The sequence below is a fragment of the Halomonas sp. DQ26W genome (assembly GCF_003339685.1).
GTDB lineage: Bacteria > Pseudomonadota > Gammaproteobacteria > Pseudomonadales > Halomonadaceae > Halomonas.
Map to the genome: position 1 here is coordinate 27,469 of NZ_QPKI01000032.1, position 11,797 is coordinate 39,265.

The window sequence follows — 11,797 nt, forward strand, 5'->3', positions numbered from 1 at the left end:
ACGCACGCGCAGCCATTGGTTCAAAACAGGTGGTAGCGCTGGGCCAAGGGAAGCTCGGTGGCAGGCTCGCAGGTAAGCAATCCGCCATCGCAGCGTACCTCGTAGGTCTGCGGGTCGACGGTCAGCTCCGGGCAGGCATCGTTGAGCTTCATATGCAGCTTGCGCACGCCGCGCACGTTACGGCACGCCGAAAGCTCACTGGCGAGCCCCAGTCGCTCATTAATGCCGGCCTCGATGGCCGCCTGGCTGACGAAGCTGAGGCGAGTGGCGCTGGCCGCCTTGCCCAGGGCACCGAACATGAGCCGGTAGTGCACCGGCTGTGGCGTCGGGATCGAGGCATTAGGGTCGCCCATGGGCGCGGCGGCAATCATGCCACCCTTGATGATGAGTGCCGGCTTGACGCCAAAGAAGGCCGGATCCCACAGCACCAGGTCAGCCAGCTTGCCCAGCTCGATGGAGCCCACCTCATGAGCGATGCCATGGGTAATGGCCGGGTTGATGGTGTACTTGGCGATATAGCGCTTGGCGCGGAAGTTGTCGGCGCCCAGTGCCTCATCCTCGGGCAAGAGGCCACGCTGCACCCTCATCTTGTGGGCGGTCTGCCAGGTCCGGCACACCACCTCACCCACCCTTCCCATGGCCTGGGAGTCCGATGCGATCATGGAGATCACTCCCAGGTCATGAAGGATGTCCTCGGCGGCGATGGTCTCGCGGCGGATGCGTGAGTCGGCGAATGCGACGTCCTCGGGTATATTCGGGTCCAGGTGATGGCACACCATCAGCATGTCGAGATGCTCGTCGATGGTGTTGACCGTATAGGGTCGCGTCGGGTTGGTTGACGACGGCAGCACGTAGGGCCGGGAACAGGCCGTCAGGATATCGGGCGCATGGCCGCCCCCCGCACCCTCGGTGTGGTAGGTATGGATGCCGCGCTCCTTGAAGGCGGCCAGGGTGTCTTCGACGAAGCCCGACTCGTTCAAGGTGTCGGTATGAATCGCCACCTGGACGTCATACCGGTCGGCAACGCTCAGGCAGTTATCGATGGAGGCCGGGGTGGTTCCCCAATCCTCGTGGAGCTTGAGACCCATGGCACCGGCAACGAGCTGGGCTTCCAGCGCCTCGGGCAGGCTGGTGTTGCCCTTGCCCAGAAAGCCGATGTTCATGGGCATCTCGTCCACGGCCTGCAGCATCTTGCCGATATGCCAAGGCCCCGGCGTGCAGGTCGTCGCCTTGGTGCCGGTGGCAGGTCCCGTCCCGCCCCCCAGCATGGTGGTGACACCACTCATCAATGCCTCCTCCACCTGCTGGGGACAGACGAAGTGGATATGGGCGTCGATACCGCCGGCGGTCAGGATCAAGCCTTCGCCGGCGATGATCTCGGTACCCGGCCCGATGACAATCTCGACATCGGGCTGGGTATCGGGGTTTCCGGCCTTGCCAATGGCTTTGATCCGCCCGGCCTGGATTCCCACGTCGGCCTTGACGATGCCCCACCAGTCGAGGATCAAGGCGTTGGTGATCACGGTATCCATCACCGTGTCGTCGTTACGCTGACTCTGGCCCATGCCGTCGCGAATCACCTTACCGCCGCCGAACTTGACCTCGTCGCCGTAGTGGGTCGCATCGTCCTCGACTTCGATCCACAGCTCGGTGTCGCCCAGACGCACTCGGTCGCCGGTGGTGGGGCCGTACATGTCGGCATAGGCCTGACGGCTGATCTTGCTGGGAGAGGTATTGCGAGAGCTGTTGGGGGGGGTCATTGCTTGCCTCCCTTTTCCGCCGTGTCGAGCGCGCCCATCACCTCGCTGCGAAAGCCGTAGATACGACGCTCACCGGCATAGGGAATCAGCGTGACCTCGCGGGTCTGGCCCGGTTCGAAGCGGATGGCCGTGCCCGCCGCCACATCGAGGCGGTGACCGCGCGCCTTGTCGCGATCGAAGATCAACGCCGGATTGGCCTCGGCAAAGTGATAGTGGGAGCCGATCTGGATCGGCCGATCGCCGGTGTTGGCGACCTCTACGGTGATTCGTTCGCGCCCTGGACACAGCTCGATCTCACCGTCCTGCAATTGGTACTGTCCTGGGATCATGGGGCCGGGAATCATGCCGCTCTCCTCACACGATGGGGGTATGTACGGTGACCAGTTTCGTTCCATCCGGGAAAGTGGCCTCGACCTGCACCTCGTGCACCATCTCGGCCACGCCCTCCATGACGTCATCACGGCTCAGGATCTCGCGCCCGTAGTTCATCATTTCGGCGACGGTGCGACCGTCACGGGCACCCTCCATGATTTCGAAGCTGATCAGGGCAACGGCTTCCGGATAGTTTAGCTTGAGGCCACGAGCCCGGCGGCGTTCAGCCAGCTGGGCGGCAGAGAACAGCATCAGCTTGTCCTTGTCTCTTGGGGTCAGTTCCATGCGTCTCTCCTGGTAAGTCAGGTAAACCAGATTCGAGGAGGATGGGCCGGCACTCCGACAAGCAACGGCCGAAGGCACGCCCAGGCCTGCTGGCAGATGTCCCATGCCTCATTGCGTTCGTTGCCCAGATAGCGCAGCAGCAGGACGCCATGGCGCACCGTCACCGCCCAGCGTGAAGTCATGGAGATGGCATTCCGCAGCGCCTCGATGGCCTCGCCCTCGTCGTACAGCCCTACCGCCCAGAGCGTGGCCTGGACCGTGGCGCCACCCTGCCCCCAGCGCCCGGCGAAGCGCGGGTGCAGCGGGTCCAGGGGCTGACGCTCCAGCCATAGCGGCTTGCCATCCCGCATCAGGCGAAAGCGCTGGTCGATGCAGCCGGAGACATAGGGCAGATCGCTTGCGGGGCGGCCCAGCGCCAGCACTTCCCAGCCCAGGCAGCGCGCCGAGCCGGCCAGGTCGATATGCGTCGCTTGCGCACCCTTCGACCCGTCAAAGGCGATGGTCTCCTGGGGTAGCCACTCGAGTACGCCGCCATCTTCCACTTCGAGATGGGTCTGCTGGCCCCAGGCCACGCCATGGCTGTCGGCGCGGTAGAGCTTATTGGCGGCTGGCGTGGTCAGCAGCGCACGGGCATCCGCGCCGACCCGGGCCGAGATCGCCAGCCTGTCGCCACTGACCAGCCCTCCCGGCGGATGCAGCAGGTAAACGTGGCAGGTGCCCGACCGTCCTTCGGGATAGAACGGCCGCTGTACCCGTAGCGGCCCCTGGTGACGCGCACGAACCATCCGCGTGACCCCGTCACGCGCCTCGAAGGCGAGTGCCAGCGAGGCCGCCCAGTGGCGCGCCGCATCGAAGCGGTGGCCGGAATCCGCCGTCGGCATGTTATCCAGTGAGGTCTCGCAGGCAGTCATGAGTGCCCCGTGGCAAAGCGTGTCTGACTCTCTAATACTCAGCAAAGGTCGTAAGCAAAGGTCGTACCAGAATGGTGAATGCCCATGTTTGCCATTCTGTAACAAGGCCTTACAACAAAAAGAGAGGGCTATGAGACAGGCTGTCGACGCTTCGTGGTGCATGACGCCGCCCGGCGGCGCACCACGTCAGTGCGGCAGCCGCCAGGCAAACGCCATTTCAGTGCAAAGGCGTGGGCACCTGACTGCCCGCTACACCGTCAGGTGTTCCTTGATCAGCGCATTAGATAGCTCGCCAATATCCCCTTTGGCCAACCGCCGGCCGCGGTTCATGATCACGAACCCGTCCGCGTACTTGCGGGCAAAGGGCAGCTTCTGCTCCACCAGCAGCACCGTGAGGCCATCCTCGTCGATCAGCTTGCGGATCACCCCGCCAATCTGGGTGACGATATTGGGCTGGATCCCCTCACCCGGCTCGTCAAGGATCAACAGGCGCGGCTCGATCACCAGCGCCCGGCCGATGGCCAGCTGCTGCTGCTGCCCCCCGGAGAGATCGCCGCCGCGGCGGTGTTTCATTTCGGCGAGCACCGGAAACAGCTCGAAAACCCGTTCAGGGATGTTGCGCTTGCCATCGCGGCGGGCCGCCAGCCCGGTACGCAGGTTCTCCTCCACGGTCATCAGCGGAAATATCTGGCGTCCCTGTGGCACATAGCCGATGCCCATTCGGGCACGATCTTCGACGCGTCGCTTGGTCAACTCTGCCTCCTCGGCGAAGCGGATGCTGCCGCTGGCGACGGCCACCTCGCCCATCACCGCCTTCAACAGCGTGGTCTTGCCAACACCGTTGCGACCCATCACGCAGGTGCACCGGCCGGTTGGCACGTCCAGGTCGAGGTCCCACAGGGTATGGCTCTCGCCGTAGTACTGGTTGAGTTTGTCGACGGTCAGCATATGGCCACCTCCTCCTCGACTTCCGCCCCCAGGTAGACCTCGACGACTTTCGGGTCATTGGAAACCTGATCCATGCTGCCCTCCGCCAGTACGCTGCCCTGGTGCAGCACCGTCACCTTGCGCGCGATGGAGCGTACGAAGCCCATGTCGTGCTCCACGACGACCACCGACTGCTTGCCGGCAAGGCCGGTGAGCAGCTGGGCGGTGCGCTCCATCTCCTGCTCGGTCATGCCGGCCACCGGCTCGTCGACGAGCAGCAGACGCGGGCGCTGCATGAGCAGCATACCGATCTCCAGCCACTGCTTCTGGCCGTGGGAGAGGATGCCCGCCGGCCGCAGGCGAAGCTCGGCAAGGCCGATGGTTTCCAGCACCTCCTCGATGCGCTCGCGAATGACAGGGGTCATGCGCGCCGTCAGGGTCGGCAGGATACGCTTGTCCGCCGCCATGGCCAGCTCCAGGTTCTCGAACACCGTCAATGCCTCGAACACGGTGGGCTTCTGGAACTTGCGGCCGATGCCGAGGCTGGCGATCTCCGGCTCGTTCATGGTCAGCAGATCATGGCGGCTGCCGAACCACACCTTGCCGGCATCGGGGCGGGTCTTGCCTGTAATGATGTCCATCATGGTGGTCTTGCCGGCACCGTTTGGGCCGATGATGCAGCGCAGTTCGCCGTCGTCGATGGTCAGGTTCAGGTCATTGATCGCCTTGAAGCCATCGAAGCTGACTGTAACGTCCTCGAGGTAAAGGATGGGGCCATGGCGAACATCCACCGGCGATGCCGCCGGTGCCAGGAAATCGAAGACGCGTTCCCGGTCGGCCAGTGATCTAAGAAAGTTCATGCCGATACCTCATTGCCGGGGGAAGTGCCTGAATCGTCATGCTCAGGAGGTTGTTTCACACGCTGCTTCCGGTAGCGATAGGTCAGCAGGCCTGCCACCCCCTTCGGCAGAAACACCGTTACCAGCACGAACATCGCGCCCAGGGCGAACAGCCAGGCATCCGGCATCACACCGGTGAAGATGGTCTTGGCGTAGTTGACCAGAATGGCGCCGATCACCGCCCCGTAGAGCGTTGCCCGGCCACCCAGTGCCACCCACAGTACGATCTCGATGGAGAAGATCGGTGAGAATTCGCTGGGGTTGATGATGCCCACCTGGGGCACATAGAGCGCCCCCGCCAGACCGGCGAGCATTGCCGAGACCACGAAGACGAACAGCTGGAAGCGCTCGACCCGGTAGCCGATGAAGCGCGTGCGCGCTTCGGCGTCGCGGGTCGCCACGCAGACCCGGCCCAGCTTGCTGCCGACGATGGCACGACACAGCACATAGCCCGCGGCCAGGGCACCCCCCGTGGCGAGGAACAGTCCCAGCCGGGTGGCATCGATTCTCAGGTTGTAGCCGAGGATGTCGCGGAAATCGGTCAGACCGTTGTTACCGCCAAAGCCCATCTCGTTGCGGAAGAACGCCAGCATCAGGGCAAAGGTCAGCGCTTGGGTGATGATCGAGAGATAGACCCCGGTCACCCGCGAGCGGAATGCCAGGAAGCCGAACACCAGGGCCAGCAAGCCCGGTGCCAGCAACACCATGATGAAGGCGAACCAGGCCATGTCGAAGCCGGCCCAGTACCAGGGCAGGCTATCCCAGTTGAGGAACACCATGAAGTCCGGCAGCTCGGGGTGGCCATAGACACCGCGGTCGCCGATCTGGCGCATCAGGTACATACCCATGGCATAGCCGCCCAGGGCGAAGAAGGCACCATGCCCCAGGCTGAGAATGCCGAGATAGCCCCACACCAGATCCACCGCGACGGCGAGCAGCGCATAGCTCAGGTATTTGCCCAGCAAGTTAACGGTATAAGCATTGACGTACAGCGGATGCCCCTGGGGAACGACCACGTGGAGGATCGTCACCAGGACCAGCGCGGCGATCAGCACGCCGAGAAACAGCTGCGTCGAGCGTTCAGTGAACGGTCGTGCCAGCCAAAAGTTTGAGGAGTACATGGCTTAGCCCTCCGCAGCCCGGCCCTTCTGCGGAAAGAGTCCGCGGGGGCGCTTCTGGATGAAAAGAATGATGAAGACGAGCACGATGATCTTGGCCAGTACGGCTCCCGCCCAGGGCTCGAGAATCTGGTTGATCACGCCCAGCGAGAGACCGGCCACCAGAGTGCCCCAGAGGTTACCCACCCCGCCGAACACGACCACCATGAAGGAGTCGATGATGTAGTTCTGGCCCAGGTTGGGGCCGACATTGGTGAGTTGGGAGAGGGCCACCCCGGCAAGGCCGGCGACGCCGGAGCCCAGGGCGAAGGTCATGATGTCGACCCGGGTCGCGCGGATGCCCATGGAGCGTGCCATGGCGCGATTCTGGGTCACTGCACGCACCTCCAGGCCGAGCCGGGTTCGTCGCATGATCAGCATCAGCGCGGCGAACACCACCAGGGTGAAGCCCAGCACATACATGCGGTTGAGGGTCAGCGACAGTGCGTCGTTGATCACCAGGGAGCCGCTCATCCACTCGGGGGTGATGACGGTTCTGTTGAGTGGCGAGATGCCGGTTCTCACCAGCTGCTGGAGAATCAGGCTGATACCGAAGGTGGCCAGCAGCGTCTCCAGCGGGCGCCCCTTGAGGAACTGGATCACGCCGCGCTCGATGGCGATGCCCGCCAGGGCAGCGACCAGGAAACCGGCGGGAATCGACAGGATCAGCGCCAACCCCGGCTGGCCCGGCAGCAGCTGCTGCATCGCCCAGGTGGTATAGGCGCCCAGCATGATCAGTTCACCATGGGCCATGTTGATCACACCCATCACGCCGAAGGTGATGGCAAGGCCGATGGCGGCGAGCACCAGCACCGAGCCCAGGCTCAGGCCGAAGTAGAGGGTCTCGAGTCCGCGGTTGATGCGCAGGTTCTGCTCGATGCTGTTCAGCGCCGCCTGGGCAGCGTCGGCGACCACCGAGTCATCGCCCATGACCGCGCGACTCTCGATCGCGCCCGAAGCTGCTCGACTCTCGATCGCGCCCGAAGCTGCGCGGGCCAGGGCCACCCGTACCCGGGGATGGAGACTGCCCTGCAGGTCGGCAACGGCATCGACCTCCCCCTGCTCCAGGCGGTGGATCGCCAGCGCCTGGACCAGCCTGGCACGCACCCGGCGATCCTCCTCCCGCTCGATCACACCGGCCAGCGGCTCCGCCAGGTCGGCGTCGACCTCGCCGAGCAGCCGTTCCGCCGAAGCGCGGCGCAGCGCCAGGTCGGCCGAATAGAGGTCGACCACGGCGATGGCGCTGCGCAGCTGATTGCGCAGGGCATTGTTGATACCGATGCGATCCAGCTCGCGGCGCGACATCTCGCCGAGTGACTCGCCGGACAGTGCGTCCTCCACCGGCCAGTCGCGACCACGATTGTCGAGCACCACCACGAAGCGGCCATCGTCGGTACGTTGCAGGCGGCCGTCGAGGAGCGCCGAGAGCCAGTCGCGTGCACGAGGGTCGTCGCTCTGGACGATGGCATCGATGGCCTTACCCTTGGCCGGATAGGAGGCAACGTCCAGCGCCTCGAGCAGATCGAGGGCCGCGGCGTTATCGTCGGCGTCGAGAGACTCCGCCTGCGCGGTGCCGACCATGAGACACAGTGAAATCAGCAGGATCAACAGAGCCAGGCAGCGGCAGGATCGACCGGCAGCACTACCGGCACTCGCCTCGGCCGTCGCTGACGGGGTCAATGGGAAAATCCGCATCGGAGCTTTCCTCAGAATAAAGACGAGATGGTCTCTGGATAGAGACAAGATGGCGTGCGACCTCGCCGCCCGGCCGGGCGGCGAGGAAATCGGACGATTCGGCTTATTCCGCCAAGGCAGCCTCGGCTTCTTCGGCCGCAGTGCTGCCGCCACATGAACCTGTGGACACGTTGAAGTTGCCGCAGCGCATCGGCGCTCGCCAGTCCGAAATCAGGTCGCGAGAGCCCGGAAGGTAATCTGACCAGGCATCGCCAGCCACGGTGGAGGGGGTCTGCCAGACCACATCGAACTGGCCGTTATCCTGGATCTCACCGATCAGCACGGGCTTGGTGATGTGGTGGTTGGGCATCATCGCCGCATAGCCGCCGGTGAGGTTGGGTACCGTCACGCCGATGATGGCGTCCTTGATCGCGTCGACGTCGGTGGTACCGGCCTTGCGCACCGCTTCGGCCCACATGTTGAAGCCGATGTAATGGGCCTCCATGGGGTCGTTGGTCACCGCCTCCTCGTCACCGGTGTAGTCGATCCAGGCATCGATGAAGTCATAGTTAACGTCGGTATCGACGCTCATGAAGTAGTTCCAGGCGGCCAGATGGCCGACCAGCGGGCCGGTATTGATCCCGGTCAACTCCTGCTCGCCCACCGAGAAGGCCAACACCGGAATATCCGCAGCGTCCACGCCCTGGTTTGCCAGTTCCGTATAGAAAGGCACGTTGGCATCACCGTTGATGGTCGAGACCACCGCGGTCTTCTTACCTTCGCTGCCGAAACGGCGGATATCCGAGACGATGTTCTGCCAATCGGAGTGACCGAAGGGGGTGTAGTTGACCATGATGTCTTCGTCGGCCACACCGAACTCATCCTTGAGATAGGCTTCGAGGATGCGGTTGGTGGTACGCGGGAAGACATAGTCGGTTCCCGCCAGCACCCAGCGCTCCACCCCGACCTCATCATGCAGGTAGTTGACGGCAGGAATCGACTGCTGGTTGGGCGCCGCCCCGGTATAGAAGACGTTTTCGGAGGATTCCTCGCCTTCGTACTGCACCGGATAGAACAGCAGGCCATTGAGCTCCTCGAAGACCGGCAGCACCGCCTTGCGCGATACCGAGGTCCAGTTGCCGAAGACCACATCGACCTCGTGCTGAGCCAGCAGCTCACGGGCACGTTCTGCAAACAGCGGCCAGTTGGAGGCCGGGTCGACCACCACCGCCTCGAGCTGGCGGCCCAGCAGACCGCCCTGCTCATTCTGCTGCTCGATCAACATTTCCACGGTGTCCTTGAGCACCGTCTCGCTGATCGCCATGGTGCCGGAAAGCGAGTGGAGGATGCCTACCTTGATCGGGTCCTCCGCCAGTGCCTGGGCGGTGAAGCCGAGGCTGGCGGTGGTGACCAGAGCGGCGGCTGCCAGCTGTGAGGGACGAAGATAGGGACGGAGATGGAGGCGGGACAATACCTTGTGTCGGGATGCGTTCACGTGTGACTCCTCGCACCTTCCTGCAGGAAGGTTTCTTTGTGGTGGCATCGCATCGGGGTCTAAGGACTACCGGTGCGGGTCTCAGCCATCAACCTTTGCAAGGCCTGCGCCATCCTCTTTCGACAACCGATAAAATCAATTTTTTCAATGAAATGGAGCCACTCTGCCTCGCCATTAACAGGCTTCATGGCACCGCCATGGTGCAGCAAAACCGCCTTACCCTGCCTCCCCCTGCACCGCTGGCGTGCATGGCAAATAAAAAAGGTTCTACGCAGACTGGCGTGAAGAGGCCGCAGGCCTCCCGGCGGTGTTGCCAGTGCCGGCGACCTCGCCTACGCCGTGGCCTCCGCCAAGGCGCCTGACGGCGCCAGTCGCGATGGAAACCAGCGCTCCAACAGCGGCTTTCTCCACCAACGTTGCCACGCCGCTGTCGGAGTATCTTCAGCTCACGACTGGAGGCCGAAGGCCTCCCGGCGGTGTTGCCAGTGCCGGCGACCTCGACAACGCCGTGGCCTCCGCCGAGGCGCCTGACGGCGCCAGTCGCGATGCGGACCAGCGCTCCAACAATGATTCTTTCTACCGACGGTGCCACGCCATTTTGTAGGAGCATCTTCAGATCGCGACTGGAGGCCGCAGGCCTCCCGGCGGTGTTGCCAGTGCCGGCGACCTCGCCTACGCCGTGGCCTCCGCCAAGGCGCCTGACGGCGCCAGTCGCGATGGGGACCAGCGCTCCAACAGCGGCTTTCTCCACCAACGTTGCCACGCCGCTGTCGGAGTAGCTTCAGCTCACGACTGGAGGCCGCAGGCCTCCCGGCGGTGTTGCCAGTGCCGGCGACCTCGACAACGCCGTGGCCTCCGCCGAGGCGCCTGACGGCGCCAGTCGCGATGCGGAGCAGCGCTCCAACAATGATTCTTTCTACCGACGGTGCCACGCCATTTTGTAGGAGCATCTTCAGATCGCGACTGGAGGCCGCAGGCCTCCCGGCGGTGTTGCCAGTGCCGGCGACCTCGCCTACGCCGTGGCCTCCGCCAAGGCGCCTGACGGCGCCAGTCGCGATGGGGACCAGCGCTCCAACAGCGGCTTTCTCCACCAACGTTGCCACGCCATTTTGTAGGAGCATCTTCAGATCGCGACTGGAGGCCGCAGGCCTCCCGGCGGTGTTGCCAGTGCCAGCGACCATCGACAACGCCGTGGCCTCCGCCGAGGCGCCTGACGGCGCCAGTCGCGATGGAAACCAGCGCTCCAACAGCGGCTTTCTCCACCAACGTTGCCACGCCGCTGTCGGAGTAGCTTCAGCTCACGACTGGAGGCCGCAGGCCTCCCGGCGGTGTTGCCAGTGCCGGCGACCTCGACAACGCCGTGGCCTCCGCCGAGGCGCCTGACGGCGCCAGTCGCGATGCGGAGCAGCGCTCCAACAATGATTCTTTCTACCGACGGTGCCACGCCATTTTGTAGGAGCATCTTCAGATCGCGACTGGAGGCCGCAGGCCTCCCGGCGGTGTTGCCCGTGCCAGCGACCATCGACAACGCCGTGGCCTCCGCCAAGGCGCCTGACGGCGCCAGTCGCGATGGAAACCAGCGCTCCAACAGCGGCTTTCTCCACCAACGTTGCCACGCCGCTGTCGGAGTATCTTCAGCTCACGACTGGAGGCCGCAGGCCTCCCGGCGGGGTTGCCAGTGCCGGCGACCTCGACAACGCCGTGGCCTCCGCCAGGGCGCCTGGCGACGCCAGTCGCGATGCGGAGCAGCGCTCCAACAATGATTCTTTCTACCGACGGTGCCACGCCGCTGTTGGAGTATCTTTAGATCACGACTGGAGGCCGAAGGACTCCCGGCGGTGTTGCCAGTGCCGGCGACCTCGACAACGCCGTGGCCTCCGCCAAGGCGCCTGACGGCGCCAGTCGCGATGGGGACCAGCGCTCCAACAATGATTCTTTCTACCGACGTTGCCACGCCATTTTGTTGGAGAATCTTCAGATCACGACTGGAGGCCGCAGGCCTCCCGGCGGTGTTGCCAGTGCCGGCGACCATCGCCTACGCCGTGGCCTCCGCCGAGGCGCCTGACGGCGCCAGTCGCGATGGAGACCAGCGTTCCAACAATGATTCTTTCTACCGACGGTGCCACGCCGCTGTAGGAGTATCTTCAGATCACGACTGGAGGCCGCTGGCCTCCCGGCGGGGTTGCCCGTGCCAGCGACCATCGACAACGCTGTGGCCTCCGCCAGGGCGCCTGCCGGCGCCAGTCGCGATGCGGAGCAGCGCTCCAACAATGATTCTTTCTACCGACGGTGCCACGCCATTTTGTAGGAGCATCTT

Annotated in this window: 9 protein-coding genes; all 9 read right to left on the reverse strand. The window is 64.1% G+C overall.

Annotation, left to right across the window (positions count from 1 at the left end; all coding sequences use genetic code 11):
* Positions 1–20: 20 nt before the first annotated feature.
* Complete coding sequence (gene ureC, locus DU490_RS14915; protein WP_114575068.1) at positions 21–1,760, reverse strand: urease subunit alpha; 1,740 nt, start codon at positions 1,758–1,760, stop codon at positions 21–23.
* Entirely contained in the window at positions 1,757–2,089 is a 333-nt protein-coding gene (locus DU490_RS14920; protein ID WP_114575075.1) for an urease subunit beta, read from the reverse strand. The genes ureC and DU490_RS14920 overlap by 4 nt, the downstream gene beginning before the upstream one ends.
* 25 nt (positions 2,090–2,114) lie before the next feature.
* On the reverse strand, positions 2,115–2,417 hold the full coding sequence (gene ureA / locus DU490_RS14925; RefSeq protein ID WP_114575069.1) for an urease subunit gamma: 303 nt from the start codon (positions 2,415–2,417) through the stop codon (positions 2,115–2,117).
* 17 nt (positions 2,418–2,434) lie between these two features.
* Positions 2,435–3,328 (reverse strand): urease accessory protein UreD, encoded by an 894-nt coding sequence (locus tag DU490_RS14930; RefSeq protein WP_181870061.1) that lies wholly within the window; start codon positions 3,326–3,328, stop codon positions 2,435–2,437.
* 249 nt (positions 3,329–3,577) lie between these two features.
* Positions 3,578–4,276 carry an urea ABC transporter ATP-binding subunit UrtE gene (urtE, locus tag DU490_RS14935; RefSeq protein ID WP_114575070.1) on the reverse strand — a complete coding sequence of 233 codons (699 nt, stop codon included), beginning with the start codon at positions 4,274–4,276 and terminating at the stop codon, positions 3,578–3,580.
* Positions 4,270–5,115, reverse strand: a complete 846-nt coding sequence (gene urtD, locus DU490_RS14940) for an urea ABC transporter ATP-binding protein UrtD (RefSeq protein ID WP_114575071.1) — start codon at positions 5,113–5,115, stop codon at positions 4,270–4,272. Before urtD ends, urtE begins: the two co-directional genes overlap by 7 nt.
* Complete coding sequence (gene urtC, locus DU490_RS14945; RefSeq protein ID WP_114575072.1) at positions 5,112–6,275, reverse strand: urea ABC transporter permease subunit UrtC; 1,164 nt, start codon at positions 6,273–6,275, stop codon at positions 5,112–5,114. Before urtC ends, urtD begins: the two co-directional genes overlap by 4 nt.
* A gap of 3 nt (positions 6,276–6,278) precedes the next feature.
* Positions 6,279–7,892, reverse strand: coding sequence for an urea ABC transporter permease subunit UrtB (gene urtB / locus DU490_RS14950; protein WP_114575077.1), 1,614 nt, complete (start codon positions 7,890–7,892; stop codon positions 6,279–6,281).
* A gap of 217 nt (positions 7,893–8,109) precedes the next feature.
* Positions 8,110–9,414 carry an urea ABC transporter substrate-binding protein gene (urtA, locus tag DU490_RS14955; protein WP_258801682.1) on the reverse strand — a complete coding sequence of 435 codons (1,305 nt, stop codon included), beginning with the start codon at positions 9,412–9,414 and terminating at the stop codon, positions 8,110–8,112.
* Between the last annotated feature and the right edge of the window lie 2,383 nt (positions 9,415–11,797).

Excerpts from the sequence above, each read along its gene's own strand:
- ureC (WP_114575068.1), bottom strand. The coding sequence starts at position 1,760 with ATGACCCCCCCCAACAGCTCTCGCAATACCTCTCCCAGCAAGATCAGC.
- DU490_RS14920 (WP_114575075.1), bottom strand. The coding sequence starts at position 2,089 with ATGATCCCAGGACAGTACCAATTGCAGGACGGTGAGATCGAGCTGTGT.
- ureA (WP_114575069.1), bottom strand. The coding sequence starts at position 2,417 with ATGGAACTGACCCCAAGAGACAAGGACAAGCTGATGCTGTTCTCTGCC.
- DU490_RS14930 (WP_181870061.1), bottom strand. The coding sequence starts at position 3,328 with ATGACTGCCTGCGAGACCTCACTGGATAACATGCCGACGGCGGATTCC.
- urtE (WP_114575070.1), bottom strand. The coding sequence starts at position 4,276 with ATGCTGACCGTCGACAAACTCAACCAGTACTACGGCGAGAGCCATACC.
- urtD (WP_114575071.1), bottom strand. The coding sequence starts at position 5,115 with ATGAACTTTCTTAGATCACTGGCCGACCGGGAACGCGTCTTCGATTTC.
- urtC (WP_114575072.1), bottom strand. The coding sequence starts at position 6,275 with ATGTACTCCTCAAACTTTTGGCTGGCACGACCGTTCACTGAACGCTCG.
- urtB (WP_114575077.1), bottom strand. The coding sequence starts at position 7,892 with ATGGTCGGCACCGCGCAGGCGGAGTCTCTCGACGCCGACGATAACGCC.